Source organism: Escherichia marmotae (assembly GCF_002900365.1).
GTDB lineage: Bacteria > Pseudomonadota > Gammaproteobacteria > Enterobacterales > Enterobacteriaceae > Escherichia > Escherichia marmotae.
In genome coordinates this window covers 26,624-52,338 of the sequence record NZ_CP025979.1, presented here as the reverse complement: position 1 = coordinate 52,338, position 25,715 = coordinate 26,624, and the positions used below count along the sequence as shown (strand labels likewise).

32 protein-coding genes and 2 pseudogenes are annotated in these 25,715 nt (G+C 50.0%); 18 read left to right on the top strand and 16 right to left on the bottom strand.

The genetic code is table 11. From position 1 onward, the window contains the following. Positions 1-21: 21 nt before the first annotated feature. The 13 genes and pseudogenes from argT to C1192_RS00255 all read right to left on the bottom strand — a co-directional run bounded on the left by argT (position 22) and on the right by C1192_RS00255 (position 12,414). Positions 22-804 (bottom strand): lysine/arginine/ornithine ABC transporter substrate-binding protein ArgT, encoded by a 783-nt coding sequence (gene argT / locus C1192_RS00315; protein WP_000748242.1) that lies wholly within the window; start codon positions 802-804, stop codon positions 22-24. Positions 805-1,068: 264 nt separating this feature from the next. Continuing rightward, on the bottom strand, positions 1,069-1,638 hold the full coding sequence (gene ubiX / locus C1192_RS00310; protein WP_038354599.1) for a flavin prenyltransferase UbiX: 570 nt from the start codon (positions 1,636-1,638) through the stop codon (positions 1,069-1,071). A gap of 94 nt (positions 1,639-1,732) precedes the next feature. Beyond that, the gene (gene purF / locus C1192_RS00305; RefSeq protein ID WP_000334207.1) at positions 1,733-3,250 is read right to left on the bottom strand and encodes an amidophosphoribosyltransferase; all 1,518 of its coding nucleotides are present in this window, start codon (positions 3,248-3,250) and stop codon (positions 1,733-1,735) included. Positions 3,251-3,286: 36 nt separating this feature from the next. After that, a complete protein-coding gene (gene cvpA, locus C1192_RS00300; RefSeq protein WP_000262105.1) occupies positions 3,287-3,775 on the bottom strand; it encodes a colicin V production protein in 489 nt (162 codons plus the stop codon). 256 nt (positions 3,776-4,031) lie between these two features. Continuing rightward, positions 4,032-4,694, bottom strand: coding sequence for a cell division protein DedD (dedD, locus tag C1192_RS00295; protein WP_038354598.1), 663 nt, complete (start codon positions 4,692-4,694; stop codon positions 4,032-4,034). Next, complete coding sequence (folC, locus tag C1192_RS00290) at positions 4,684-5,952, bottom strand: bifunctional tetrahydrofolate synthase/dihydrofolate synthase (RefSeq protein ID WP_038354597.1); 1,269 nt, start codon at positions 5,950-5,952, stop codon at positions 4,684-4,686. The genes dedD and folC overlap by 11 nt, the downstream gene beginning before the upstream one ends. Positions 5,953-6,021: 69 nt before the next feature. Next, the gene (accD, locus tag C1192_RS00285) at positions 6,022-6,936 is read right to left on the bottom strand and encodes an acetyl-CoA carboxylase, carboxyltransferase subunit beta (RefSeq protein WP_000118402.1); all 915 of its coding nucleotides are present in this window, start codon (positions 6,934-6,936) and stop codon (positions 6,022-6,024) included. A 155-nt stretch (positions 6,937-7,091) separates the two neighbouring features. Further along, positions 7,092-7,751, bottom strand: a complete 660-nt coding sequence (locus C1192_RS00280) for a DedA family protein (protein WP_000364342.1) — start codon at positions 7,749-7,751, stop codon at positions 7,092-7,094. Between the two features lie 27 nt (positions 7,752-7,778). After that, complete coding sequence (truA, locus tag C1192_RS00275) at positions 7,779-8,591, bottom strand: tRNA pseudouridine(38-40) synthase TruA (protein WP_038354596.1); 813 nt, start codon at positions 8,589-8,591, stop codon at positions 7,779-7,781. Next, positions 8,591-9,604 (bottom strand): aspartate-semialdehyde dehydrogenase, encoded by a 1,014-nt coding sequence (locus tag C1192_RS00270; protein ID WP_001289148.1) that lies wholly within the window; start codon positions 9,602-9,604, stop codon positions 8,591-8,593. The genes truA and C1192_RS00270 overlap by 1 nt, the downstream gene beginning before the upstream one ends. Before the next feature lie 65 nt (positions 9,605-9,669). Further along, the gene (gene pdxB / locus C1192_RS00265) at positions 9,670-10,782 is read right to left on the bottom strand and encodes a 4-phosphoerythronate dehydrogenase PdxB (protein ID WP_038354607.1); all 1,113 of its coding nucleotides are present in this window, start codon (positions 10,780-10,782) and stop codon (positions 9,670-9,672) included. Between the two features lie 203 nt (positions 10,783-10,985). Further along, a pseudogene (locus C1192_RS00260) lies at positions 10,986-11,997 on the bottom strand (phage integrase). Between the two features lie 96 nt (positions 11,998-12,093). Then, entirely contained in the window at positions 12,094-12,414 is a 321-nt protein-coding gene (locus tag C1192_RS00255) for a helix-turn-helix domain-containing protein (RefSeq protein ID WP_001390705.1), read from the bottom strand. A 113-nt stretch (positions 12,415-12,527) separates the two neighbouring features. On the opposite strand from C1192_RS00255, the gene C1192_RS00250 reads away from it, so the two are divergent. From C1192_RS00250 to C1192_RS25010, 16 genes and pseudogenes are all read left to right on the top strand, one after another. Beyond that, on the top strand, positions 12,528-12,815 hold the full coding sequence (locus C1192_RS00250; RefSeq protein WP_000004249.1) for a Cox family DNA-binding protein: 288 nt from the start codon (positions 12,528-12,530) through the stop codon (positions 12,813-12,815). Positions 12,816-12,821: 6 nt separating this feature from the next. Continuing rightward, positions 12,822-13,028: a hypothetical protein gene (locus C1192_RS00245; RefSeq protein WP_000200501.1), complete on the top strand. Its 207-nt coding sequence runs from the start codon at positions 12,822-12,824 to the stop codon at positions 13,026-13,028. 252 nt (positions 13,029-13,280) lie between these two features. Next, entirely contained in the window at positions 13,281-13,622 is a 342-nt protein-coding gene (locus tag C1192_RS00240) for a DUF4761 family protein (protein ID WP_038354595.1), read from the top strand. 10 nt (positions 13,623-13,632) lie between these two features. Then, a complete protein-coding gene (locus tag C1192_RS00235) occupies positions 13,633-13,920 on the top strand; it encodes a hypothetical protein (RefSeq protein ID WP_038354594.1) in 288 nt (95 codons plus the stop codon). An 11-nt stretch (positions 13,921-13,931) separates the two neighbouring features. Then, positions 13,932-14,174 carry a DUF4754 family protein gene (locus C1192_RS00230; RefSeq protein ID WP_038354593.1) on the top strand — a complete coding sequence of 81 codons (243 nt, stop codon included), beginning with the start codon at positions 13,932-13,934 and terminating at the stop codon, positions 14,172-14,174. Continuing rightward, positions 14,171-14,284 (top strand): hypothetical protein, encoded by a 114-nt coding sequence (locus tag C1192_RS25020; protein WP_000021652.1) that lies wholly within the window; start codon positions 14,171-14,173, stop codon positions 14,282-14,284. The genes C1192_RS00230 and C1192_RS25020 overlap by 4 nt, the downstream gene beginning before the upstream one ends. Before the next feature lie 86 nt (positions 14,285-14,370). Continuing rightward, a complete protein-coding gene (locus tag C1192_RS00225; protein ID WP_000985161.1) occupies positions 14,371-14,574 on the top strand; it encodes a hypothetical protein in 204 nt (67 codons plus the stop codon). Beyond that, positions 14,571-14,816 (top strand): MarR family transcriptional regulator, encoded by a 246-nt coding sequence (locus C1192_RS00220; protein WP_000153674.1) that lies wholly within the window; start codon positions 14,571-14,573, stop codon positions 14,814-14,816. The genes C1192_RS00225 and C1192_RS00220 overlap by 4 nt, the downstream gene beginning before the upstream one ends. Next, a complete protein-coding gene (locus tag C1192_RS00215; protein WP_038354592.1) occupies positions 14,813-15,112 on the top strand; it encodes a hypothetical protein in 300 nt (99 codons plus the stop codon). The genes C1192_RS00220 and C1192_RS00215 overlap by 4 nt, the downstream gene beginning before the upstream one ends. Positions 15,113-15,434: 322 nt before the next feature. Further along, positions 15,435-15,665 (top strand): derepression protein, encoded by a 231-nt coding sequence (locus C1192_RS25545; protein ID WP_000013455.1) that lies wholly within the window; start codon positions 15,435-15,437, stop codon positions 15,663-15,665. 72 nt (positions 15,666-15,737) lie between these two features. Then, positions 15,738-16,127 carry a hypothetical protein gene (locus tag C1192_RS00200; protein ID WP_038354591.1) on the top strand — a complete coding sequence of 130 codons (390 nt, stop codon included), beginning with the start codon at positions 15,738-15,740 and terminating at the stop codon, positions 16,125-16,127. Continuing rightward, entirely contained in the window at positions 16,124-16,366 is a 243-nt protein-coding gene (locus C1192_RS25990; protein ID WP_101958033.1) for a hypothetical protein, read from the top strand. Before C1192_RS00200 ends, C1192_RS25990 begins: the two co-directional genes overlap by 4 nt. A 60-nt stretch (positions 16,367-16,426) precedes the next feature. Continuing rightward, a pseudogene (locus C1192_RS00190) lies at positions 16,427-18,919 on the top strand (replication endonuclease); the annotation flags it as partial. Positions 18,920-19,052: 133 nt separating this feature from the next. Further along, complete coding sequence (locus C1192_RS00185) at positions 19,053-20,012, top strand: plasmid segregation protein ParM (RefSeq protein WP_038354590.1); 960 nt, start codon at positions 19,053-19,055, stop codon at positions 20,010-20,012. Positions 20,013-20,016: 4 nt separating this feature from the next. Further along, positions 20,017-20,331 (top strand): plasmid partitioning/stability family protein, encoded by a 315-nt coding sequence (locus tag C1192_RS00180; protein ID WP_038354589.1) that lies wholly within the window; start codon positions 20,017-20,019, stop codon positions 20,329-20,331. Between the two features lie 71 nt (positions 20,332-20,402). Further along, complete coding sequence (locus C1192_RS25010) at positions 20,403-20,579, top strand: hypothetical protein (protein ID WP_154663954.1); 177 nt, start codon at positions 20,403-20,405, stop codon at positions 20,577-20,579. Positions 20,580-20,606: 27 nt separating this feature from the next. Here C1192_RS25010 and C1192_RS00175 read toward each other — a convergent pair. Beyond that, a protein-coding gene (locus C1192_RS00175) for an IS3 family transposase (protein ID WP_103194759.1) occupies positions 20,607-21,757 on the bottom strand; the annotation gives its coding sequence in 2 pieces (ribosomal slippage) (positions 20,607-21,496 and positions 21,496-21,757; 1,152 coding nt in all). Positions 21,758-21,952: 195 nt separating this feature from the next. On the opposite strand from C1192_RS00175, the gene C1192_RS00170 reads away from it, so the two are divergent. Continuing rightward, positions 21,953-22,093 carry a Hok/Gef family protein gene (locus C1192_RS00170; protein ID WP_038354889.1) on the top strand — a complete coding sequence of 47 codons (141 nt, stop codon included), beginning with the start codon at positions 21,953-21,955 and terminating at the stop codon, positions 22,091-22,093. Between the two features lie 192 nt (positions 22,094-22,285). Here C1192_RS00170 and C1192_RS00165 read toward each other — a convergent pair whose 3' ends face one another. Together C1192_RS00165 and C1192_RS00160 are read right to left on the bottom strand one after the other, a co-directional pair. After that, entirely contained in the window at positions 22,286-22,492 is a 207-nt protein-coding gene (locus C1192_RS00165; protein ID WP_038354888.1) for a DUF4875 domain-containing protein, read from the bottom strand. A gap of 26 nt (positions 22,493-22,518) precedes the next feature. After that, positions 22,519-23,213, bottom strand: a protein-coding gene (locus tag C1192_RS00160) for an IS1 family transposase (RefSeq protein WP_103194758.1) whose coding sequence is annotated in 2 segments (ribosomal slippage) — positions 22,519-22,967 and positions 22,967-23,213 — 696 coding nt in all. Because the reading frame shifts where the segments join, the coding sequence is not laid out codon by codon here. Positions 23,214-23,603: 390 nt separating this feature from the next. On the opposite strand from C1192_RS00160, the gene C1192_RS00150 reads away from it, so the two are divergent. Beyond that, complete coding sequence (locus C1192_RS00150) at positions 23,604-25,016, top strand: DUF4116 domain-containing protein (protein WP_072041620.1); 1,413 nt, start codon at positions 23,604-23,606, stop codon at positions 25,014-25,016. Positions 25,017-25,715: the final 699 nt, after the last annotated feature.

Sequence of the window (25,715 nt, the reverse complement as noted above, 5' to 3'; positions counted from 1 at the left end):
GCGCTACTTCCCTGCGACGTATCAGCCACCATAGACATTAAAGTCGAAATACTTTTTTGCCATCTTGTCGTAAGTGCCATCCTGACGCAGTTCGCCAAGCGCCTTATCAAAGGCGGCTTTCAGTTCGGCATCATCTTTACGTAGCCCTACACCTGTACCATCACCGAAGTATTTTTTGTCTTTCACTGATGAACCAGCAAAGGCGAACTCTTTACCGGCGGGTTGCTTGAGGAAACCTTCGCTGGCAGCGACTTCATCCTGCAGAGCGGCATCCAGACGACCTGCATCCAGATCGGAATAGACCAAATCCTGGTTAGCATAGGCCACCACATCGACGCCTTTACTGCGCCAGTTGTCATTGGCGTACGCTTCCTGGGTGGAGCCTTGCAGCACACCAACATGTTTACCTTTCAGCGAATCCAGCGTTGGTTGGATCGGTGAACCTTTAGCTGCAATCAAACGAGAATCCGCGGCATACAGCTTGTCGGAGAAGGCAATCTCCTGCTGACGTTTATCAGTAATAGAGAGCGATGAAATAATGGCATCGATTTTTTTCGCTTTCAGTGACGGGATCAGCGCATCAAAGTCACTGGCAACCCAGGTACATTTAACCTGCATGCGTTTGCACATCTCGTTACCCAGATCGATATCAAAGCCAACAAAGTCACCTTTGGCATCTTTCGATGAGAACGGCGCATAGGTGGTATCCGTTCCGATACGTACCGTCTCCGGCAGTGCCGCAGAGCTGGAAGCTGCTGCGGACAGACCGACTAACAAAGACAGAGCAAGAATCGACTTCTTCATACATAACCCTCAAGTGAAATGGCTTTTTTATGTTGTGTATTGTGTTGTGTGTTTGCAGGCTCGTTCATGCAGGTCTTATGCCATCTTGACAACAGCTCAAACATCTAACGTTAAATATGTTAATAAGACGTTGCATTATTGTCCTAAAGTTGAAGATAGCAGGTATGCCGGTTGAATCGCAGCGTTTCGATTCAATGGCAGGAACAAAATGTCGAGGATTTGATCACGGTTGCAAAATTGCCCCGAAACAGGGCAACAGCAAAGTTATGCGCCCTGCCAGCGGGCAAAGAGATCTTCGGGAAGGGTTATCGTAAACTGATCAAGTACACGGTTAACCGTTTGATTTATCACATCATCAAGCGATTGCGGACGATGATAAAACGCCGGAACGGGAGGCATAATTACCGCACCAATTTCCGCAGCCTGAGTCATTAAACGCAAGTGTCCTAAGTGCAGCGGCGTTTCACGCACGCAGAGCACCAGTGGGCGACGCTCTTTCAGTACCACATCTGCTGCTCTGGTCAGTAAACCATCGGTATAGCTATGGGCAATGCCGGAAAGGGTTTTGATTGAACAGGGTAAAATCACCATCCCCAACGTCTGGAAAGACCCGGAAGAGATGCTGGCGGCAATATCGCGCGCATCATGGGTGACATCGGCTAATGCCTGAACTTCGCGCAGGGAAAAATCCGTTTCGAGGGATAAAGTCTGGCGCGCTGCCTGGCTCATCACCAGATGCGTTTCAACATCTGCGACATCACGCAGAACCTGTAATAAACGTACGCCATAAATCGCGCCGCTGGCACCGCTGATGCCTACAATGAGTCGTTTCATAGATAATTGCCCTGTCAGACTTGCAGGCAGACTTTGCAGGATTTCGGCGGGAGTTGCAAGTCAGGGTGCCAGACCGGCACCCTGAACGAAGGTATTATCCTTCGTTATGCATTTCCAGGTTTTCAACTTCGTTCTGACGTTGCACTGCTTTAGCGTCGTCATTACGTAAAGTATCGAGGAAATCGAGGTAGCCTTGATCAACGTCTTTGGTGACATAGACGCCATTAAACACCGAGCATTCGAACTGCTGAATATCCGGATTTTCAGCGCGAACGGCTTCGATCAGATCGTTTAGATCCTGGAAGATAAGCCCATCAGCACCGATGATCTGGCGGATTTCATCCACTTCACGACCGTGTGCGATCAGTTCCGTGGCGCTCGGCATATCAATACCATAAACGTTCGGGAAACGAATTTCCGGCGCGGCAGAGGCGAGATACACTTTCTTCGCTCCGGCTTCACGCGCCATCTCGATAATCTGCTCAGAGGTGGTGCCGCGGACGATGGAGTCATCGACCAGCAGAACGTTTTTATCGCGGAACTCAGCGCGGTTGGCGTTCAGTTTACGACGAACAGACTTACGGCGCAGTTGCTGGCCCGGCATGATAAAGGTACGGCCAACGTAGCGGTTTTTCACGAAGCCCTGGCGGTACGGTTTACCCAGAATGCGAGCGATTTCCAGTGCGATATCGCAGGAGGTTTCCGGAATCGGGATCACCACGTCAATATCCAGATCTTCCCATTCACGGGCAATTTTTTCGCCAAGCTTGGTGCCCATATTAACGCGGGCGCTATAAACGGAAATTTTGTCGATGAACGAATCCGGGCGGGCAAAGTAAACATACTCGAACAGGCACGGATTGCTGACCGGATTGTCGGCACACTGACGGGTAAACAACTGCCCTTCTTCAGTGATGTAAATCGCTTCGCCCGGTGCGACGTCACGCAGGAACTCAAAGCCCAGGGTATCGAGCGCAACGCTTTCAGAGGCAACCATATATTCTGTGCGATTGTCATCAACATCGCGTTTTCCCAACACCAGCGGACGAATGCCGTTAGGATCGCGGAAAGCAACCATACCGTGGCCGATAATCATCGCCACACAGGCATATGCGCCACGGATCAGACGGTTAGTGGCGGCAATGGCGGCGAAAATGTTATCGGCTTCCAGCGGATAGTGGCGGAAGTTATCCAGTTCGCTGGCGAAGATATTAAGCAAAATTTCCGAGTCAGAAGTGGTGTTGATGTGGCGGCGTTTTTCTTCAAACAACTTTTTACGCAACTCGTGAGCGTTAGTCAGATTGCCATTATGGGCAAGCGTGATGCCATATGGAGAGTTAACGTAAAATGGCTGCGCTTCAGAAGCGCTGGAGCTGCCAGCCGTAGGGTAACGCACATGACCAATGCCCATATTGCCCTGCAAACGCTGCATGTGGCGAGCTTCAAATATATCGCTCACCAGACCGTTCGCTTTACGCAAACGAAAGCAGTTATTGGCATCAATGGTGATGATGCCTGCGGCATCCTGACCGCGATGCTGAAGCACCGTTAAGGCATCATAAATCGACTGGTTAACCGGCATAACACCGGCGATACCGACAATACCGCACATACGTCTTTTTCCTCGTTAAGCCACATCTCAGAGCACTTACGCTCTGGGCAAGAAACTTGACGAGCTTTGCAGATAATCAAAAAACCATCTGATGATAAAACTGAACTGTGGGATCAGCTGTGATTTGCTCCAGTCTTCGCTTTTCGACACTCCGGTAAAGGAGTCGAGAAAGAAAAGAATAGCGGCAACAATCAATACGCCGCGCAACGCACCGAAACAGACGCCCAGCACCCGATCGGTGCCTGACAACCCCGTTTTCTCCACCAACTGACCTATCACGAAGTTCACGATAGCGCCAACGATAAGCGTAGCGATAAACAGTACCGCGATGGCAATCCCATTTCGAACCAGTTCGTCTTCAAAGCCCGTAAACCAGGCTGACAGGTAAGTGTAGTAATGACTGGCGACAAAGAACGCACAACCCCATGTCACCAGCGATAATGCTTCACGAACAAAGCCGCGGATCAGGCTAACCAGAGAAGAAAAAGCAATCACCGCGATTATGGCGTAATCAATCCAGACCATATGTGTCCCACGATTTTACGCCCTGTCATCCTGTTCGGGGCGCATTCTAACAGAAAAAGAAAACGTTTGCGTAGGGATTTCCTTCCCGCGCATCAATAAAAATGGCGCTGAAAAAATATTCAACGCCATCGACTTTTTGTGCCTTTGCGGCACCGGCTATACGTGTCGGATGCGGCGTGAACGCCTTATCCGACCTGGGGTTATGCTCCCGCGTAGACCTGATAAGACGCGTTAGCGTCGCATCAGGCAAACCGTATTAATTCGGCGTATAGCCCATCACCACGCCGCTCAAGCCAGAAAGCTGCCTCAACTCACCCAGCGAACCTTTCAGCTTCTCTTTAGAAGCATCCGGCCCAACCAGAATGCGGGTGATTTTACCCTGCACTGGCGTCGACGGCGACGTATAAACGCGATATCCCGCGCCACGCAGCTTAGCAACAATCTCATTCACTTTATCGGCATTTTTCAGCGCGCCCAGTTGCACTACATACGCTTTACCCGTCGGTGCCGCTTTTTCTTCGACGGCAGGTTTTGGTTCTGGCTTCGGCGCTGGTGGCGTTTCCACCTTCGGCTTCGGCGGTTCCACAGGTTTCGGCTTCGGTGGAGCAACCGGTGCAGGTTCCGGTTCAAACTCAGTATTATTGGCTGCAATGATTGCCGGATCGAGTGACGGTGCCGCTGCATCTCCCGCACGCACCTCCTCTGCAGCCCCTTCAGGCGGCTGTGTCGGCAATGCCTGGGTGGCGGCAGGCATCATATCAGGCTCATCGCGATCGCCTGGTTTTGGCACCAGAGGGATCGCTGCAAACTCATCCTGATAATGTTTTTTCTGCCCATCGAGCAGCCCTGGAAGCACAATCACCCCCAGCGCCACCAGCACTATTGTGCCAACTAACCGATTCTGAAACTTACTCGCCACCGCTTCTCCTCGCGTCAATCACTTCCATGACATGTGCGACCGTATGGAATGAACCACACACCAGCACGGTATCTTCCGGTTTAGCGTCCGCCATCGCGGCATCCCATGCCTGCGCAACGCTGTCAAATGGTTTGCCATTACCCAGATGTTCCAGCAGTTGCTCTGCTGTAGCACCGCGCGGCCCTTCCAGTGGCGCACAATACCAGTCATCAACTACGCTTTTCAACCAGGCCAGAGTTCCGGCAATATCTTTATCATGTAGCATACCGATAACCGCCAGCACGCGCCCGCTTTTCGGTAACGCTTGCATACGTCCGGTGAGATATTCTGCCGCATGTGGATTATGGGCGACATCAAAAATGACGCGTGGCAACTCACTCACAATCTGGAAACGCCCCGGTAAAATTGCACTGGCAATGCCCTCGCGAATTGCCTGTTCACTGACCTCCAGGCCGCTGGCGCGAAGTGCTGCCAGCGCCGTTGCGGCATTTGGTTGTGGGACAAGCGGCAACGGCAGGTTTTCTAGCGTACCGTGAGCATCGGTAAACGACCAGTCATGGTCTGTGACAGAATAATTCCACTCAACACCGCGACGTTGCAGCAATGCACCTTTTTCCTGCGCCACATCGGCAATGGTGTACGGCATTTCCGGTTCACCGACAATCGCCGGTTTTTCACTGCGGAAGATCCCCGCTTTCTCGCGACCAATGCTTTCGCGATCTGGCCCCAGCCAGTCGGTATGATCAAGCGCAATGCTGGTCACTACCGCGACATCAGCATCAACAATATTGGTGGCATCCAGACGACCGCCCAGCCCGACTTCCAGAATCACCACGTCAAGTTGTGCCTGTTTGAACAGCCACAACGCCGACAGCGTACCGTATTCGAAATAGGTCAGAGAAATATCACCGCGTGCCGATTCAATCTCAGCAAAAGAGGCAGTATGGGCCGATTCCGGTAATTCCTGACCCTGCACACGAACGCGCTCGGTATAACGCACCAGATGCGGCGAACTGTAGACCCCCACTTTGTACCCTGCCGCCATCAGAATCGACTCCAGCGTGCGACAGGTTGTGCCTTTTCCATTAGTACCCGCGACAGTAAACACAAACGGTGCTGGTTTCAGAACGCCGAGACGCGCTGCCACCTGGCTTATGCGCTCAAGGCCGAGATCGATAGTCTTACTGTGCAGGTTTTCCAGATAAGAAAGCCACGAAGCCAAAGGCGACGCGGCTTGAGGTGTGCGTTTGATAATCATGGTATCCGCTGATTCATTACGGGGATAATAGCAAAAGGGCAGAGCCAGCGGCCCTGCCCTTATCAGTTATCAGGCCTCTGGTTCCTGATCCGGTGCTGGTGGCACCACTTCGCCTTCGCGTGGCGCTTCAGGATTTGGCGCTGGCAGATTCATCAGCTTCGCCAGGATGCTCGCCAGTTTCAGGCGCATTTCCGGGCGGCGGACAATCATGTCGATCGCGCCTTTCTCGATCAGGAACTCACTGCGCTGGAATCCCGGCGGCAGTTTTTCGCGAACGGTCTGTTCAATAACACGCGGACCGGCAAAACCGATTAACGCTTTCGGTTCAGCAATGTTGAGATCGCCCAGCATCGCGAAACTCGCAGAAACACCGCCCATGGTTGGGTCAGTCAGCACGGAGATGTACGGCAGACCGCGCTCCTGCATTTTCGCCAGCGCCGCAGAGGTTTTCGCCATCTGCATCAGCGACATTAGCGCTTCCTGCATACGTGCGCCACCGGAAGCGGAGAAGCAGATCAGCGGGCAGTTGTCTTCCAGCGCCTGCTCAACGGCACGCACGAAACGCGCACCCACCACAGATCCCATTGAACCGCCCATAAAGGCAAATTCGAATGCCGCAGCAACGACCGGCATTCCATACAAGGTGCCTTTCATTACTACCAGCGCGTCTTTTTCGCCGGTTTCTTTCTGTGCAGATGCCAGACGGTCTTTATACTTTTTGGAGTCACGGAACTTCAGCACATCTTTTGGCTCAAGCTCGCTACCCAGCTCCACAAGGCTTCCTTCATCCAACAGGCTATGCAGGCGATTACGCGCCGTCATACGCATGTGATGGTCACACTTCGGACAGACCTCAAGATTACGTTCCAGCTCAGCACGGTATAAAACCTGACCGCAGCTATCACACTTAGTCCACACGCCTTCAGGAATGCTCGCCTTGCGGGTGGGAGTAATGTTGCTTTTAATTCGTTCAATCCAGCTCATTAGGGACCTTTCTGTCTGAACCTGGTTCGATGCCAGCTTTATCTTTGGGGACGCATAATGCCATTTTTGCCCCCAACAGACCATGAATGTTGCACATTAAAACATAACAGCCCGAAACTTTGGATAAAAAAGTGGTCGAACCGCGGAGTTACTTTTTATTTTGCGGCGCGTGCCGCAGCGCGTTTGTGACGGATAATTTCGATGACGCCCGGCAGAATGGAAACCACAATAATCCCGACGATCAGCAGCTTAAGGTTATCCTGAACCATTGGGATTGTACCGAAGAAATAGCCTGCGTAGGTAAAAAGTAGAACCCACAACAGCGCGCCGATCACGTTATAAGCGGCGAAATGACGGTATGACATGTGGCCCATCCCCGCAACGAACGGGGCGAACGTTCTGACAATTGGCACAAAACGGGCGAGAATAATGGTTTTGCCGCCATGTTTCTCATAAAACTGATGGGTTTTGTCGAGATAACTGCGACGGAAAATTTTCGAGTTCGGATTGCTGAATAATTTCTCACCGAACAACCGCCCAATAGTGTAGTTAACGGCATCGCCAACAATCGCGGCAACCAGCATCAGTACTACCATCATATGGACATTGAGATCGTTAGTTCCCAGCGAGGCCAGCGCCCCGGCAACAAACAGCAGCGAATCTCCCGGCAGAAACGGTGTCACTACCAAACCAGTTTCACAGAACAAAATCACAAACAAAATGGCATAAACCCAGACGCCATACTGCGCGACCAGTTCCGCCAAATGCACGTCAATGTGCAGGATAAAATCGATGAGGAAATAAATCAGGTCCATATTTGCCTATGCCTTGTACGACTAAAATTAGTCCGCCAGAAAGAGCGGGCCCATTGGCGGCTTTGGAAGATCGAATCTGTCCGGGTAATCCACCGCGACCAGATACAACCCTTCCGCTTTCGCCGTTGCTGCCGCCTGCGTCCTGTCCTTAGCCGCCAACAGCTCTGCTATCCAGCTCTCCGGCTGGTTGTGGGCACCCACTTCCATCAGGCTGCCGACAATATTCCTCACCATATGATGTACAAAGGCATTCGCTTTGATATCTACCACCACATAGGGACCGTGACGCGTGACGTTGATATGCATAACGTTACGCCACGGCGTTCGGGACTGACACTGCACCGCGCGGAACGAGGTGAAATCATTCTCGCCCAACAGGCATTGTGCCGCCCGATGCATCCGTTCGGCATCCAGCGGTTCGTAAAAGTGGGTAACACCTTTACTCAGTACCGCCGGACGCAGTCGATGATTGTAGATGATGTAGCGATAACGGCGAGCCGTAGCGCTAAATCGGGCGTGAAAATCATCGGGTACAGCTTTAACCCAACGCACGGCGATGTCACCAGGTAAATTCGCATTTACGCCTAACGTCCACGCAGCGTCTTTGCGTAACGCGGTGGTTTCAAAATGCACTACCTGCCCGGTGCCGTGTACCCCTGCGTCGGTTCGCCCGGCACAGAACACGGTGATGGGTTCGTTCGCTACCTGCGAGAGCGCCTTTTCCAGCTTTTCCTGCACACTGCGGACTTCATTCTGCCGTTGCCAGCCGTAATATCTGCTGCCGTCGTACTCAATACCCAGCGCAATTTTATAAACTGGCGGTTGTTGCTGGTCGGACATTAGTACAGGTACTCCTGCACCAGTTTTTCAGCGATCTTCACCGCCATCAGTGCCCCCCCAAAACGGACATTGTCGGCCACCGACCAGAACTGGATTTGCTCTGGCATACCATAGTCATTACGAACACAGCCGACAGAAAGATGCGGAGAACCAGACGCATCGCCCACCTGCGTTGGGAATTCATTCTCTTCAGAAAGCACAATATCTTCGCTTTGGGAAAACGCATCACGCGCTTCTTCTGCCGCCAGCGGACGTAATGCTTCGAAGTTGACCATCTGAGCATGACCGTAAAATACCGGTGCCTGAACGACACTAGCCGAAATCATCAGCCCTTCGTCCTGCATAATTTTGCGCACTTCATCGACAATACGGCGCTCTTCGCGTACGTTACCTTCGCGATCCGGTAGCAAGGGCAGCATATTAAACGCCAACTGACGACCAAAGAAATCATCTTCATCAATCGGAATACCGTTGAGCAATTTCGCGCTCTGCCCGGCTAATGCATCCACCGCTTTTTTGCCCTGAGCGGAGGCAGAAATCAGGCTGGTAACGCTGATGCGCGACAAACCGCCCTGATCGATTAACGGTTTCAGTGCAGCCAGTAACTGGCTGGTCAGGCTATCAGGAACAGCAATAACGTTACGGTTACGGTAGTCCGCCAGTACAAACGGATTCACGTCCGGCACCACCAGCGGAACATCAGGTTCGAGAGCAAACAGGCCGCTGCTATCAATGACCAGACATCCCGCGTTAGTGGCTTCTTCAACCCAGGCGGCGGTAGCTTCTTTACCTGCAACAAAAAACGCCAGTTGCGCCTGCGTCCAGTCAAAATCGGCAGCATCCTGCACGGTGATTGTCTTACCACCAAAACGCAGATGTTCACCTGCGCTTTCGTTACGTGCCAGTGCATAAATTTCCCCAACCGGGAACTGACGTTCAGCCAGCGTTTCAATCAGGGCTTCGCCCACAGCGCCAGTTGCGCCCAGGACAGCAATGTTCCAGCCTTCAGACATGGTGGTTTACTCCAGAAATAGCAAAACTCCCTGCCGATATTACAGCAGAGAGCATGAAGAAGAGATTAACGTGCCGGATGATGAACGGCGTTAAAACCCAATTTACACAGTAATGCCGCCGCGTTGGCGTCATCGCAAATCACATACAGAGACGACCATTCACGGCGTTCAAGGTAATTTTTGCGCAGTTTATCGAACTCACCCGGTATCCCGGCGACTTTACGCAGCGGTGCGTCATCGCGGCGCACATCATACACCAAATGCACCAGCCTTTTTAGCGTTGGCTGATCGAGCGAGCCATGCAGCGTAATACGGCCAAATTCTGGTGTTGGCAATAAGGTATCCAGCGCGATGTGCTGTTCACGACCAATAAACTTGCTATAAGCCTCAAACACTTGCGTGGTGCCACGCGCTTTACCTTCGAGGGTATAGCCCGCGATATGCGGCGTGCCGATATCCACTTTTTGCAGCAGCTCGACGTTGAGTTCTGGCTCGCCCTCCCAGACGTCCAGCACCACGCTTAACTTCTGGCCTTCATTCAGACAGGTCAGCAGTGCGGTATTATCGACGACTGCGCCACGGCAAGCGTTAATCAGAATCGTCCCCGGCTTCAGGCTGCGGATCAGTTTTTCATCCGCCAGATGCCGCGTTTTGTACGGACCATCTTTAAAGAGTGGCGTATGGAACGTCAGAATATCCGCGTGCTGAACCAGCTCATCAAGAGAACGGAAATCTCCCTCATCCCCACGATCGGCGCGTGGCGGATCGCAAAGCAAGGTTTTAATTCCCAACGCCTCCAGCCGCGCCTGTAATCGACGACCAACGTTACCAACTCCCACGATCCCCACGGTACGGTCATGCAGTGAAAATCCATCGCGTTCGGCAAGCATTAGCAACGACGAGAAAACATATTCCACTACCGCAATCGCATTGCAGCCAGGTGCGGCAGAAAAACCGATCCCTGCCTGCTGCAACCATGCCTCATCAACATGGTCGGTCCCCGCAGTGGCGGTGCCAACAAATTTTACTGATTTCCCCGTCAGCAGCGACGCGTTCACTTTCGTGACCGAACGCACCATCAACGCATCCGCGCCATCCAGTTCTGCGACTGGAATTGGACGCCCCGGAACCGCTTTCACCTCACCCAAACGGCTAAATAATTCGCGGGCATAAGGCATATTTTCATCAACAAGGATTTTTAACCCTTTTTCAGTCTCTGACAATCTAAGGCTCCTTTATTAACAAACGCCCATTTGCAAACTGCTGTTTAATCTGAAAAAACATTCATAATCATACAGATAACAACATAACCATTTAGACGGGCAATACTGAAAAATTGTTATTCAGTATCGCCCTTTAAGCCATTTCAGGCTATATAAAATTAATCCCCCGTGGACACTGCGTGGACACTCACGCCACCTTTCAGCGGATTAAGGGCCACCGCATCCTGCAGGTAATCCGGTGCAAAATGTGCATATGCCATTGTTTGCTGAATGGTTGCGTGGCCAAGAATCTTCTGAAGCGCAATAATGTTTCCTCCGTTCATCACAAAATGGCTGGCGAACGTATGCCACAGCACATGTGCAGCCTGGCCTTTTGGCAAATCGGGCTTAACTCTTTTCAGCGCCAAGCAGAATTCCCGGTACTTCACCTCAAACAAGCCGCCTGTTTCTCTGGTTTTGATCGCCTCACAAACTGCCTGCGAAATTGGCACTGTTCTCTTTCGGCCATTTTTGGTTTCAAGAAACGTTACACGGTTATGAACTATCTGTTCACCACGAAGCTTACAGGCTTCACTCCAGCGCGCCCCTGTGCTTAAACACAAAAGCGCAACACGCCAGTAATCGCCCTCCAGTGTATCGAGCAATAACGCCACTTCCTTCTGGGACAGGAAAGCCATTTCTCGTGGAGATACATAAAGAATAGAAATTCCCCTTACCGGATGTTCTGCATCCCAGAGGCCTATTTTCTTCAGTACGGTAAACATTCCGGATAACCGATTCATGTATCTGTTAGCAGATGACGGTTTCAATCCATCAGCTATCTTTTGAGAACGCCACGCGATAATTTTTAGCTTATCAAGATCCACAGCCTGCATATCAGCGCCAAGCTCATTGATTATGTTGCGCAGTTGTTTTCGGTCTTCTTCCGCCTTACGCCTTACGCCTGTGCTGGCCGTGATACATCCACCACAACTCAAGCAAATCATTTAGCGTTCGACGATCACGGTAGCCCTGTATATATTCCCGCTTTTCAGCGTTCGCCATGATGTAGCGTTCAGTGGCCACCGCTACCGATTTTTTGTCAAATACCTTACGCACGCGCTTTCCCTTGCGTCCGTTCGGCCTGATGTCCAGCAAATAACGACCATCTTCGAGCTTCTTAATCGACATTGCGAAGCCCTCCAATGAACCGCTCTACAATTTCTCCAGCCTCTTTCCAGCAATAATCAGACCAGACAAAAAGCAGGTCTAACCAGTTTTCTGGCCTCAGCGGGATAATTTTTGGATTGTTTCGGTTGAAACACGATCTCCCTCCGAATTGCAGGAACCATCAAGAGAGAGAGCCGGAGAAATTTGCCCAACCTCCGGCATCGTTTCATCTGTTGATAACCAATAAGCATATTTCTTAAATTTAGGGTGTTTCGTAACCTTAAGTAAGGCACCCTCTGTTACTTGCTTCCCCCTCACCTCATAGTTAGTTACCGTCCCATAAGGCAACCCAACACAATCCGCAAACTCCTGGCGGGTCATACCTTCTGCTTCACGAATCAGGCGAAATTTTTCACCCATGCTTGATAAAGATGCCATATCGGGCATATCCTCCATCACAACATGCCACATCGGGCACAAACATAAAAACACTCAAATAAGCCGATATAAGCCATTTTGAGCCATTCGAACGAATTAGGGAGATTACCACAATGAGCGAATCAGAGCTTGGGGGCTTCATTCAGGTAGCACCATATCCACTTGAAGCGGTGCCATATCAACTATTCGCCAAGATGATCGGCCGCAAGGAATCCACAGTCAGAACCATGATTGACGCAGCAAAGCTACCGACAATTGACTTTGTGAAACCAGGTTCAGTAAAGACGCGTGCATCAGAAAACTGGGTATATCTGCCAGCATTTAACGAAGGCATGCGCAAAGCGTTTTTTGAGCAACCGAAAGAACGCCGCGATGCATGGTTGTTGTGGCTGGGGCTTTAGTCATAAATGACCAGCCATATCATCAGCGCCATTCTGACCCTTGTTTTTATTGAGATAGGCGTAATAGCGATCTATTTGTTTCGTAAGTTAACGGGACATGAAGAACGCTTTATTGAACTCAGCATTGAATATATCGCCGCTTATACCAAAGGGCTTTTCCCGGCAGCTATTGGGGCGATGTTTATAGCGTTTGTTATCTGGTTTATCGGGTGAGAAACCTGATAAACCACAACTACTGCAATGAGGGTAATTATGTGTGGCATGGACAAATTGGACCTTATGTTAATTGTAATACTATCAATTAACTTCGGTTACCTCTTAAGCGGCGTAATTCTCATGTGCGGAGGCAAACGAAAATGAACCAGCAGTCCGCAAAACGTGAAAACAATGCGATGCGATTTAATCGCAAATATTTTGAGTTCGGCCGCTATGCCGGAATAATTAAATCTGTACAGAGTCTTTAACATGAAACAACAACGTAATTCACGCTTTCGTAATGGTGCTGAACGTCACGCTAACCGTTTCACTACCAGTGCATCACGCAGCAACATCCGCTACAGCCTGAGTGATACACACGCAACGCCGGATGGCTACCCAGTAAAACAAATCGGCGAGCATGCCTGGCTGATTGAGAAAGCTGGAATCGTGGTCCACAAATGCCCACGCAATCCGTTTACTGGAAACCGCATTTTTGCTCTAAGCAGCGGCGACAATCAGTTCGGGCAGGATTTCACATTATACGAAGCACTACGCACGGTTGATCGTCTGCTTCGCGGACAAAGTTTTATTAAACAGGCTGATTTATAACAGGTGCTTTATGACCAAAGACCATGCACAAGGTGTATTTATCCGTTTTATTGATTTTCGCGGTGAACTGTTATTACGCACATCCGCTATTGATGGAGTGGCTCCGGCGGGTAAAAACGGAGCCGACGAAGCCACTTACGTTTATCTGAACGGCACGCGACTGCTTGTGGAACTTCCGTACCAGACCGTACGAGAAATCATTAGCAAAGCTGAAAAAGCGCGCCAGGCTAATGGCGATGAACCCTATATCGAAATTATTTGTATGGATTCAGAAGTTGAAATTAAGAAAGCAGATTAAAGGGCGTTGTGATGGGCAAAGAATATAAAACTCTCATTAACAAAGCACTTGAGCGTTTTTATTTTCGCTTAAGCGCATCAGGCGCTCATGCTGAACGTGCAGCCCGTGACTCATTGACCAGGGCAATCCGGAGTCTGTATGACGTGGCTTTTTACGCTGATGCTCTGGATGCACTTAACGAACTTTCCGAGCTGATCTGTGCCGCAGAATGCGGGGAACATATTGAACCGTATAAGCTGGGGAATATCGCATGAGTATATTTATCTCATGGCTTGTTCTGATTATTTCGGTGGCCTGCGCCATTGGGATTATGCGAATTATTCATTCAATAAAAAAGATTGAACGCTTTTTCACTGGCGAATAACAGAGCAAATAAAACCACAGGTTAAATAAGAAAATGTAAAAACAATCCGCATTCGCGGAGGTATTCGCACACGCCAAGGAGGCGTAATGGCAATTAAGCATTTTCCTGTCGTTCGTTTTACCTCCAGAGGGCGTGAATACGAAGTCGACGAACGCCTGATTACCACAATCGACAAACACCGTTCAGAAAAGGATGCACATCACATCTATCTCACTGACGGCACTTACTTCTGCGCCACGAATGTGGTGCGGGTGAACCTTATCCGACAGGTACAGGAGTCACGCAGATGACCATTCTGGACTATATCGCCGCCAATCCGGGGTGTAGCGGTGGAGAAATCGCCGCAGCACTGAATACCCCAACCACAGCCATTAATGCGGAGTTACGCCGACTCTGGCGCAGCGGTTCAGTCATAAGAAAAGAGCGCAAAACAGGCGGTCGCTTTTCTTACCAGATAAACCCGATGCCGTTCGGGTGCGGCAATCCACTTACCAACATGTTTAACCAGCTACTGAAGGAAGCCAGAGCATGAGCGCCATCAACCACCAGGAATTACGCGAACTGGCGACTGACCTGCAACGAATGGCAACGCCTCAAAAATTACTGGCGTTTCGCGCAATGCTCTCGCCGTCTGCTGTGCTGGCGCTGCTGGATGAGCTGGAGCACGCCAGAACCACACCTCTCGCCATTCGCCTGACGCTCCGTCATGAAATCGAGGATTTCTGCGCGACGTTGGAGGCGCCAAGCGAACCGGAAACGCCGGAAGCAATACAGCAAGAGCTGCTGCAACGCATTGACAAGGTTTTTGATTTTTTTCTGAACCACTAAGAAACCAGAACATGCACACACAAAAAAACCGCTTGCCATGCCGCAATCAGTCAGGTTACATTTCCGCTGCACCTCACAAAACGGGTGCCGGGTTTCGCAGCCTGCTGACTACACAAGCGCACAACCGCGCCAGCGGTTTTTTTGTGCGTACTGTATTGCCACGTTTTTTTCGCGTCAGAATTATGGCGGGGCGTACGGGGCCGATTTCGGTCGGGCCGGGTTCTTGTGTAGCCGGTACTGCGAACCTCGTACGTCTCGCCACCCACAGTTTCGCAGCTCTGGATGGTGAGTTTTCACAACTTACTACACAAGGGGCCACACCATGGCAAACCGCAAACAGCACCGCGCTATCGCGGAGCGTCGTCACATCCAGACTGAAATCAACCGCAGACTTTCCCGCGCATCACGCGTCGCGCAAATCATGCACATCAATATGCTGCATGAGCGCAGCCACGCACTATCAAACATTTATTCCGCCTCTGTTTTCAGCTATCTGGCGGATGATCTGCACGAGCTTCAACAGCTCATCCAGCAGCAAAACAAACTCCATTAATTCCTGTTCCGGGCCTTTCCTGCACCTTGCGGCGGGAGGCCTTCGCACATCTGTAGTAAAGAGAATTGCAGCATGATTGACGCTCATGACTTCACAAGATGGGTGCGCACACAGGACACCCGTCTGGCTCCCGTTCTCCAGGGATTATTTGATCTCTACATTCGTGGTCGTGACAACAGAGCACGCACCACAAAACCGGAGAATACGGATACCCTTTATTTCACAGTAGACGACTGCTACCGCGTGGACTTCACACCACACGGACTGGCGTTGCACTGCCTGACACCGCATGGAGAATCACTGCTGGCGTATTACGACTCCCCGGCCTCCGTATTTGCGGCAATACTGGCGCATCGTACTGCTGGCGGGTGTGCCTCGCTGAGTGAATACACCGCTGAATTTAACCGCCTTTCCGCCCTCTTCTCGCAGGAGTGGCAGCGCGTGACGGGATACCAGCCATGAGTGAGTTTGCATGGAGCTGGAATGAACCACGGCCAGCCATTGATCCGGCCAGATTTACGGAACGCAGGCAGGAAACTGAAACCGACCTGCAACGAGCCATCCGTTACTACCTTGAGGCGGACAAAAAGGCACAGGAAGAACAGGAAGCGAAGGAAGAAGCCTTTTTCGCACAATCCGCCATGGGTAAAAAACTCATGGCATCCCTTGAGGAAGCCGGACAGCGTGAAAAGCTGGCATAGAACATCATCAGTAAGCGCCGGGTAACAGAAAAAGACCCGGTGGCCCGTGCATTTGTCACACTAAAGGCACTACCTGTTTATCTGCGTGAACCCCTGAGCCGCCGCCTCTCTTTTTTACGTAAGAAGCAGGAATCTGACCGCCAGAAAGGCAAAAAGAGTCGACCAGCAGAGGGCTACGCGCGCGGAACCCTGCGCAAAATATTCGAACGTCTGGACCGCACCGACAGCCGCTGGCTGACACCGGGTTATCGCGCCCTTGCCGGACGCGAACGCCTGGACGATTTGCTTTACCTGCCGCAGCTTAACAAGCACCAGATACAGACGCTGGCCACCATGACGGCGGCGATGTTCAGCAGCACCTTCGAAAAACTCTGCGATGGCTTTGGCGCGACCGATGGCGAGCTGACCATGGATGTAACCCTGAAGGCGTATCAGATGCTGGCCCGCATGGCGTTACACCTGCACGCCATGCCTCCACATTATGACGCACTGACAACAGATAAAGACCGGAGGAACGAACCGGACACGGAGCTGCTGCCGGGCGCAATCCTTCGCCTGACCTGTGCGGAATGGTGGAAACGCAAACTGTGGCTGTTACGTTGCGAGTGGAGAGAAGAACAACTCCGCGCCGCCTGTCTGGTTTCCAGAAAAACATCGCCCTATCTGAGCCAGGACGCGTTAAGCGAGTTTCGCGCACAGCGCGAGAAAACACGCGATTTCCTGAAAAGTTTCATGCTGGAAAATAAAGACGGGTTCACGATTGATCTCGAGACGGTGTATTACGCGGGAGTAAGTAACCCGGTCCACCGTAAAGCAGAAATGATGGCCACCACAAAGGGGCTGGAACTTCTGGCCGAAGCCCGCGGTGACAAAGCGGTGTTTCTGACTGTCACCACCCCTTCGAAGTACCACGCCACAACGGATAACGGTCATCCGAACCCGAAGTGGAACGGGGCCACCATGCGTGATTCCAGCGATTACCTGGTTAACACGTTCTTTGCCGCAGTCCGCAAAAAACTGAACCGCGAAGGCCTGCGCTGGTACGGTATCCGCACGGCGGAGCCTCACCATGACGGCACCGTGCACTGGCATATGCTGGTCTTTGCACATCCTGATGAAATCGACACCATTGTGTCCCACGTCCGCGATATTGCCATTCAGGAAGACCGCCACGAGCTGGGCAGCGATATCACCCCTCGCTTTAAGGCGGAGTATATCGACGGCTCAAAAGGCACGCCGACCGGCTACATCGCGACCTACATCGGAAAAAACCTGGACAGCCGCGCCGTGGATGGCATCGACCCGAAAACAGGCAAACCGCGCATCGACGACGAATCAGGAAAGACGATGGCAGAAAGCGTGGAACGCGCCATCGGCTGGGCGCGCCTTCACCGGGTCCGCCAGTTCCAGTTCTTTGGCATCCCTTCCCGTCAGGTATGGCGTGAACTGCGCCGCCTTGCCTGTCAGATGGCCCGCAACCCACAGGGACCGCAACGTCTGGAGAACGAGGCAATGGATGCGGTACTCGCTGCCGCTGATGCCGGGTGTTTTGCCTCCTACATTGAAAAACAGGGTGGCGTACTTGTTCCACGCAAGGACTACCTGATTCGCACCGCCTACGACCTCGCCGATGAGCTGAACGATTACGGCGAACAGGGCGTACAGATTTACGGGATCTGGTCGCCGCTCATCGGGGAGTCTTCCCGTGTGTGCACGCATCCGGATAACTGGAAGCTGGTAAGACGTAAACCGGAAACGGAAGACAGCGCCCGCGAAAAGGATTTTGACCTTCAGGGCGGCCCTGCCGCCCCTTGGACTCGTGGCAATAACTGTCCCCGTACACAAAACGAAAACAAAGAAACCACGAAATCACAACAGCCTGATGAGGCCACGGCACCGCGTCCGTGGCCGGAAATGCCACCGAATGTCAGTGTCACTGACTGGCTGAGGTCACTGAAACAGCACGAACGCCGGGCGCTGATGCGTTCGCTTTGTGACAAACAGGCAAAAAACAGCAGTGATGACATGCAGAACCGGACACAGAGCCGCAAACAGCCGCGGCCTTTGCCTGATAACCACGAGTTACTCGCTAAAGAATGGCGGGAGTCTGCCGAATCTCTCGGCCTGCATATCGGTGAACAGCAGATGCAGCACCTGTTACGGGGCGGCAGCCTGTACGTTGACGGCAGCATCATTGCACCGCAGGGATTTGAAATTGTACGCAAACCGGATACCCGCCCGGACAGCCGGATTACGCAGCTCTGGCAGCGCCTGAGCCGTAATCACGGCGTAAGCAGCACGGAGATCCGCCAGAACCCGGTTACCGTTTACCTGAAGCAGCTCGGGGAAGCAGACCCGGCAGCCGCCGCACGTCTGGGCGCAGTACTCCGGCGGGAGCAGACAGGCACAAAACCACCCGTCACCGTGCTGTCTGACATGCTGCGCGCCATCCGTGACGCAGAGCACGCACAGCAAATCAGCGCCGGCACGGAACGCGCCCACAGCCGTGCCGGGCTGCTGCGGGGTGGTTTAATCAGCGAAAACAAAAAATAACCAAAAACGGGATTTGCAAACCCCGTAAATGAGCAAAAAACGCGCCGCGATATATGAGATGCGCACAAAACAGGCAAAACCGGGGTTTCTGAATCCCGAAAACGTTTAATTAACCAACATAAGGAAAATCAACATGAAAATCTGCATCGACGACGGCTCCACCAACATCAAGCTGGCATGGACTGAGAACGGCGAACGCCGCAACGCCATCAGCCCGAACAGCTTCAAGTCGGAATGGTCTGCGCCGTTCGGTGGCACGCAGCCCGCGAACTACATGCTTGATGGCGTGCGCTATGGTTTTGATCCGGTCAGCGATCGCTTTGTCCAGACGACCGACACGCAATACCAGTACAGCGATGTGAATGTCATTGCCATTCATCACGCGCTGGTCAAATCAGGCATCACGCCACAGGAGGTGGATGTTGTTGTCACCCTGCCACTGAGCGAGTATTTCGACACAAACGCACAGCCGGATATGACCAACATCAACCGCAAAAAAGCGAACGTTATGCGCCCGGTGGAGTACCAGAACGGTGAGGCATTCACTATCCGTAATGTACGGGTTATGCCTGAATCCATTCCGGCTGGCTTTCAAGCCCTGGCTGACATGAGTCCGTTTGAGTCCCTGCTGATTGTGGATTTGGGCGGAACCACGCTGGATGTGGCAAAGGTTCAGGGACAACTGGCAGGTATCAGCCAGGTATTTTGCGATCCACACGTAGGCGTTTCTCTGATGGCCGATGCCGTACTGTCGGTGATGGCCACTAACGGTATGCGTACCAGTCACCACATCGCCAGTACCATTATCGAACATCGCCATGATGAAGCCTGGCTGCGCCAGCACATCCACAATGACGCGCATTACGCCAGCCTGATGGCGGTTATTCGTGAAAAGGAAGAAACACTGAAACAACGCGTGATCCGCGCGCTGGCGGGTTTTTCGGGTTACGGGCGGGTGATGGTTGTCGGTGGCGGGGCGGAGATTGTGGCACCCGCTATCCGCGAAGCCTGCGGAGTTAATGCGACTTTCATCGCGGACGGGGTGCCACAGTTTGCTCTGGTTAATGGGCTGTACGCAATGGACAAGGAGTAAACCAATGACGACATCAACCAGGCGGATAAGTTTCTACCTGAAGCCCGCTATCGTCAAGCGTGAGCAACAGGCGTGTGATTATCTCGACAGCCTGCCAGCCTCCGAACGCAGCCGCGCGCAACGCGCGGCCTTTCTGGCCGGGCTGGCACTCATCAAAAACAACCCCGCACTGGCGTACTCGCTGGCAGAATGGTCAGACGATGAAATCCGGTTACCTTCACTGCCACCTCAGCCAGAAAAACCGGCACAACCGACAACGAAGAGCGACAACGCCGTACAGCAGATGAAAAAGAACATTCAGGCTTTTTTTCCTGAGTAGCAAAAAGATAAACTCAACGAGGCGACACGAATTCGCCTTGTTGAGTTTGTTCACTGAAAAGGTTGTAAATAATGAAAGAACTGAATAAAGACAAAATTATATCCATTATTTCTGAAATGGAAGACATTATTAATCGTGAAAATATGACATCAGAACAATTACTGAGTTGCGCAATTATTATTGACGAGCGTAATAAAAGAATTCAAAGACTGGCATCAGGACGCGCCCTGCGTCTGAACGAGCCATGATCCTACCCACGTAATGTGGACACGGCCCTAAGCGAGATTATGGTTTTCAAATTGTTCCGGGCTGAGACCGCCACAGGCACTGTGACGACGCCAGCGATTGTAATCACACTCGATATAATTAAACACCGTTGCCCGCATTATTTCCCGGCTGCTAAAGCGTTCCCCGTGGATACATTCCACCTTCAGCGAATGAAAGAAGCTTTCCACACAGGCATTGTCATAACAGTTGCCTTTCGCACTCATCCTGCCACGCAGGTTGTGTCGCTTCAGCAGCGCCTGATAATCCCCTGAACAGTATTGACCACCACGGTCCGTATGAACAATGCCGCTTTCCGGGCGTCTTCTCCGCCACAACGCCATTTGCAGTGCATCACAGGCCAGTTGTGCTGTCATTCGCGGTGACATCGCCCAGCCAATAACGGCGCGTGACCACAGGTCGATGACTACTGCGAGATACAACCAGCCCTCATCGGTACGCAAGTACGTGATGTCACCCGCCCACTTCTGGTTCGGGCCGCTGGCGCTGAAGTCCTGCTCCAGCAGATTCTCCAATACGGGCAGGCCATGTGCACGGTAGCTGACCGGGCTGAACTTCCGGCCGGCTTTCGCCCGCAGCCCCTGACGACGCAGGCTGGCGGCAATGGTTTTAATATTGAACTCCGGCAGTTCGTCAGCAAGGCGGGGAGCACCGTATCGCTGCTTTGCCTCAAAGAATGCCTTATGAACAGCGGTATCGCAGGTGAGCCGAAACTGTTGGCGCAGGCTCATCTGGTGACGACGCCTGAGCCAGACATCCCAGCCGCTGCGGGCAACCCGAAGTACACGACACATCGCTTTGATGCTGAACTCCGCCCGATGATTTTCGATGAAGACATACTTCATTTCAGGCGCTTCGCGAAGTATGTCGCGGCCTTTTGGAGGAGGGCCAGTTCCTCAGCCTGCTCCGCCAGTTGTCGTTTAAGGCGGACATTTTCAGCGGCCAGTTCGCTTTCGCGCTCTGACGAACTCCTTTGTTGCTGCTGTTTACTGCGCCAGGCATAAAGCTGAGATTCATACAGGCTGAGTTCACGGGCTGCGGCGGCCACACCGATGCGTTCAGCGAGGTTCAGGGCTTCGTTACGAAATTCAGGCGTATGTTGTTTACGGGGCTTCTTGCTGATTGATACTGGTTTTGTCATGAGTCACCTCTGGTTGAGAGTTTACTCACTTAGTCCTGTGTCCACTATTGGTGGGTAAGATCATGATGGCTGGAGGGAATACCTGAAGGCCGGATGTGGAAAGGCCCCGGAAAACATTTTTGTTTAACCGAGGCCCTAACCATCTACCCTAGACAAGTGATAGGTTAGCGCCTCACCGAAAAAGGAGCAAGCGCTATGTCGCAAAAATCGCTTACGGTCATTACGTTCTGCGTAACGGCAATCCTCATCATCTGGATGCTACACGGTTCGCTGTGTGAGATACGGATGAGCTTCTGGGGAGCGGAGTTTGCGGCGTTCTTACAGTGTAAACAGTAAGGAAACCGCGACGGGGGAAGAGATTCCCCCGTCAATCGGTTGTCAGGGCAAGACTGATAAGGCACCCTATACACATCCCAAAGCAGAAACCCGCAGCGTAAAAACTGCGGGTTTTCTTTTTGGTGCCCTCACAAGTGAGGGTACCAGTTAAAGATTACAATAATACTAATTCAGTCTCGTCTATTTATTTTGTTAATCTTCGATTTTCTTTAAAGGAAAAATATCTGGAGTAAATACATCCTTAACAGGAATATTTAGCTGTTTACTAATAAACTGCTTCAATTTCTTTTCTTCCTTTAAATCCAAAATCCCATCATTACCCGCAAACTTTTTCTTATACTCATTCCACAAGGATATAGATTGAAGTTGCGATTTCGTTAATATTACGTCACTAGACAATATAGTCCATTTGGTGGTGACTCCAATTAGTAGAACATATATTTTTCGATAAAGGCACCGATGACTTTTTCATGAAGTTCTACAGAGCGCGAGAAACAGATAGTTCTGCGGGCCAGACGTTTGATTCGGGTTCTCAGGGTCAGATTGTTGCGCTCAATGCGCTGAGTAAAAATCTTACCAGTCAGATGCTTCTCCTTCGGTAACTCTCTGGTGTAACTACCCCATTCGTCAGTGGTCAACATACCGATGGTAAAAGGGGCAAGCAGCGCCAGCAATTCACGACAGGTTTCATCAGTCCGGGGGCCAAAAGTGTAGGCCAGAACGCCACCAGTTTTCGTGTTGTACGCGTACCAGAGCCAGTACTGTCGCGCTTTACTGCCGACAAAACTCCATTGCTCATCAAGTTCGCAGATGAGTGCCATATCAGCATGAGCGACCGGGGATGACGTTATTCTTCGTGGCGAGAGTTTTTTAAAGTCCGGATGACTGTATTAATGCCGATTTTCAGCGTACGGGCAGTATCGCGAACTCCGGCACCGTTGAAAGCCATTTCAGTGATTTGGTCTTTAACTCCCGGTTTACGGGCCTCGTAACGGTAAGTGAGCTGAAACACTCGATGACAGTCACGGCAGCGAAATCGATCATGTCCTTTTGGGTTCTTCCCGTGACGGTAAACCTGAACGGACTGGCAACGGGGGCAATGAAGGTTAACTGTGACCATGAAAGAACCTTAAAAGTGACTATTATACCCCTAATTCAACTAATTGGAGGCATTACCAACTTTAGATCATTGAGTTCCAGTAGAAAAGTTTTTTATTGAACAACACAAAACCTTCGGTTTTATATTAACCATGCCGATATAACCTACTGAAAGAGTAACGTTTTCTTGTTTCACGATGAAATCCCTGTTTTTATGATATGGTGCTTCCAGCACTCAAAAATGTTATTTTAAGTACCATATGAGTTGTTGTATGCTATGAAAACAAGGAAAGTTAACTATAAATTTTTTAATTAAATATAAATCCCTTATGTCATTTATAAATGATAGCTTAACCAAAACAGGCTATTTTTAAATACCATCCAGTCAACAAACCATCAGTAAAGGTGCATCATGAAAGTAACAGGTAATTATGTCGCTCCTCTCACCCAAAGTAATGCAACAGAACCAAGTACAACCACCCAGCAAAAAAGCATTCCAGCTAAAAGAGTTGTAAATACCAATGAGCAAATTCCAGCAAAGAAAACTCGCCTTCTAAATAAAGAACAGGCTTCTAATATTATAACAAAGAATTTCAGAAAAATGATTTCTGATAAATCGTATGCGCATATGTTTTCTGAAGGGGAGATTTGGAAAGAAAGCATTAATAATGCAAAGGGGTTTGCTACCATGCAAAAAATATCATCAGAAAATATAAGTATGTTATCTAAAGAGCTTGCACCATTAAGTGAAAAAGAAATAGTATTTTTTGATAGAATTTCCAGATTAGGATTTACAGCAACACATGCTACGAATGGTAATATTATAAATCAAAAAAACACATTAACCTTATTTTCAAAGAAAAAACTGGAAGAACGCAATACAGCCTTGCCTTGGGGATCTCATGCAGCCAGTCCAGATATAAAAACACTGGGTAATGATGATTTTATTTTTTTTGCTATAGAGCCAGGAACAGGGGGATTAAAAAAGAGCAGTCGCTTCGGTAAAACCATGTATGCCATAAATTTTAATATGCCAGTTTTCTCTCAAGTGTCATGGATTAGTCTTCAGGAACAAATATTTAGTGAAACTGGAAACACAAAAAACCATATCAGTAATATAAGTGAAGAAGCACACAACATCTTGTCATTTAAGGAACTCTCATTAAAAGAAAATATGTTTCTGGTAAAAGATTTTAAAACAGGCCTTGCTCTATCATTAATTAAAAAATTCCGCGAATTACCATTGAAAGACCAGGATAATTTGTTGTCTGCTAATGACAACGACTCTTTCAATAGTATTATTAATGGTATTTATCGTCCTGAACTAAAAGTTCCAAGGCACATATTTATAAAAGATGGTGATTATAACATTAATAACATTAAAATGAATGTCGGCGGTATTGGAGAATACGTGCCAACATCAGAGCTAGATAACTACGATTTTATTTACTCCAACGTTATCAAGGATGCCCGTGTATTGTATTATGCTTCTGAGCGGTTGAAAAACGATTTCAGCATTGTAAGTCGTGCTTTGATGAATGACAGTGATGCTATATTCTATATAGAGGATCAACTAGAAAAAAACTTATCGCTTGCTAAGCAAATAATAGCTTTTTCCCCTGTCTGTCTTAAGAACTTCCCTAAATCACTAACTGATAATGAAGAAATTATTCGTCACGCAATACAACAGGATGCAACCACACTCCAATATGCCTCAGAAAGATTACGTGATAATGATAACATCGTATCCGAGGCAATTAGTAAAAAACCTGAGGTTTTAAAATATGCCTCAGAAAGAATCCAAAAGGAAAATGACTTAAAATAATTACAGATATGTTTTTATAAGAAATTTCAGGGGCTTATTGTAATTCAAGTAACATCTGCCCTATGCAACAAGCCCTTTACTTCATGAAAAACAATCTGTGTAATATATAAGACATTCATGATTACTTGGCTTTTAAAAACTACCTTCTTTACTCCACCACCTTGATATATCTTGAAAGGCATTGATGCATTTGGCGTTTTTACGATGAAGGCTCCATATGTGGTTATATTTATTGACATTTTTTCATGAGATTTTCTGGCCATATATTCAAACTGGAGATCATCAGATATACTCCCCGTTTTTATCGAAGGGATTCTGATGACTCAGGTTAATCTAAAATGTCCGCATTGTAAGCAAACTACCACGGTGAAAGAACATGGCCTGGGCTGGGCTGTTCCCAAACCATAGCAACATTAATCATATCCAGGATAAATAGATACAATGAGATAGCAACAGACATTAAGACTACTAATCTGCATCCTTACCGCAACCTTTCACAGAAATACATCGTATTGCAATCACTCTAATGATGAAGAATCGGATAAGGAATTTTTAATAAAACAAAGCCCGCAATATTGCGGGCGTTCGCCACCTCTCGAAAATGTGGTCACTGCGTGGACACTCGATGATATAAACGCTGTTATATCAATAAATTAAATTATCATTTATTTCATCAACAAGGATTTTCACGTTTGTGCT

Excerpts from the sequence above, each read along its gene's own strand:
- C1192_RS25545 (WP_000013455.1), top strand. The coding sequence starts at position 15,435 with ATGGCAAACCGCAAACAGCACCGCGCTATCGCGGAGCGTCGTCACATC.
- C1192_RS00250 (WP_000004249.1), top strand. The coding sequence starts at position 12,528 with ATGAGCGAATCAGAGCTTGGGGGCTTCATTCAGGTAGCACCATATCCA.
- C1192_RS00240 (WP_038354595.1), top strand. The coding sequence starts at position 13,281 with ATGAAACAACAACGTAATTCACGCTTTCGTAATGGTGCTGAACGTCAC.
- C1192_RS00150 (WP_072041620.1), top strand. The coding sequence starts at position 23,604 with ATGAAAGTAACAGGTAATTATGTCGCTCCTCTCACCCAAAGTAATGCA.
- C1192_RS00180 (WP_038354589.1), top strand. The coding sequence starts at position 20,017 with ATGACGACATCAACCAGGCGGATAAGTTTCTACCTGAAGCCCGCTATC.
- C1192_RS00215 (WP_038354592.1), top strand. The coding sequence starts at position 14,813 with ATGAGCGCCATCAACCACCAGGAATTACGCGAACTGGCGACTGACCTG.
- C1192_RS00245 (WP_000200501.1), top strand. The coding sequence starts at position 12,822 with ATGACCAGCCATATCATCAGCGCCATTCTGACCCTTGTTTTTATTGAG.
- purF (WP_000334207.1), bottom strand. The coding sequence starts at position 3,250 with ATGTGCGGTATTGTCGGTATCGCCGGTGTTATGCCGGTTAACCAGTCG.
- C1192_RS00225 (WP_000985161.1), top strand. The coding sequence starts at position 14,371 with ATGGCAATTAAGCATTTTCCTGTCGTTCGTTTTACCTCCAGAGGGCGT.
- C1192_RS00280 (WP_000364342.1), bottom strand. The coding sequence starts at position 7,751 with ATGGACCTGATTTATTTCCTCATCGATTTTATCCTGCACATTGACGTG.
- C1192_RS00170 (WP_038354889.1), top strand. The coding sequence starts at position 21,953 with ATGTCGCAAAAATCGCTTACGGTCATTACGTTCTGCGTAACGGCAATC.
- C1192_RS00255 (WP_001390705.1), bottom strand. The coding sequence starts at position 12,414 with ATGGCATCTTTATCAAGCATGGGTGAAAAATTTCGCCTGATTCGTGAA.
- truA (WP_038354596.1), bottom strand. The coding sequence starts at position 8,591 with ATGTCCGACCAGCAACAACCGCCAGTTTATAAAATTGCGCTGGGTATT.
- accD (WP_000118402.1), bottom strand. The coding sequence starts at position 6,936 with ATGAGCTGGATTGAACGAATTAAAAGCAACATTACTCCCACCCGCAAG.
- C1192_RS25010 (WP_154663954.1), top strand. The coding sequence starts at position 20,403 with ATGAAAGAACTGAATAAAGACAAAATTATATCCATTATTTCTGAAATG.
- C1192_RS25020 (WP_000021652.1), top strand. The coding sequence starts at position 14,171 with ATGAGTATATTTATCTCATGGCTTGTTCTGATTATTTCGGTGGCCTGC.
- C1192_RS00220 (WP_000153674.1), top strand. The coding sequence starts at position 14,571 with ATGACCATTCTGGACTATATCGCCGCCAATCCGGGGTGTAGCGGTGGA.
- ubiX (WP_038354599.1), bottom strand. The coding sequence starts at position 1,638 with ATGAAACGACTCATTGTAGGCATCAGCGGTGCCAGCGGCGCGATTTAT.
- C1192_RS00270 (WP_001289148.1), bottom strand. The coding sequence starts at position 9,604 with ATGTCTGAAGGCTGGAACATTGCTGTCCTGGGCGCAACTGGCGCTGTG.
- argT (WP_000748242.1), bottom strand. The coding sequence starts at position 804 with ATGAAGAAGTCGATTCTTGCTCTGTCTTTGTTAGTCGGTCTGTCCGCA.
- cvpA (WP_000262105.1), bottom strand. The coding sequence starts at position 3,775 with ATGGTCTGGATTGATTACGCCATAATCGCGGTGATTGCTTTTTCTTCT.
- C1192_RS00230 (WP_038354593.1), top strand. The coding sequence starts at position 13,932 with ATGGGCAAAGAATATAAAACTCTCATTAACAAAGCACTTGAGCGTTTT.
- C1192_RS00185 (WP_038354590.1), top strand. The coding sequence starts at position 19,053 with ATGAAAATCTGCATCGACGACGGCTCCACCAACATCAAGCTGGCATGG.
- pdxB (WP_038354607.1), bottom strand. The coding sequence starts at position 10,782 with ATGCCTTATGCCCGCGAATTATTTAGCCGTTTGGGTGAGGTGAAAGCG.
- C1192_RS25990 (WP_101958033.1), top strand. The coding sequence starts at position 16,124 with ATGAGTGAGTTTGCATGGAGCTGGAATGAACCACGGCCAGCCATTGAT.
- C1192_RS00200 (WP_038354591.1), top strand. The coding sequence starts at position 15,738 with ATGATTGACGCTCATGACTTCACAAGATGGGTGCGCACACAGGACACC.
- folC (WP_038354597.1), bottom strand. The coding sequence starts at position 5,952 with ATGATTATCAAACGCACACCTCAAGCCGCGTCGCCTTTGGCTTCGTGG.
- C1192_RS00235 (WP_038354594.1), top strand. The coding sequence starts at position 13,633 with ATGACCAAAGACCATGCACAAGGTGTATTTATCCGTTTTATTGATTTT.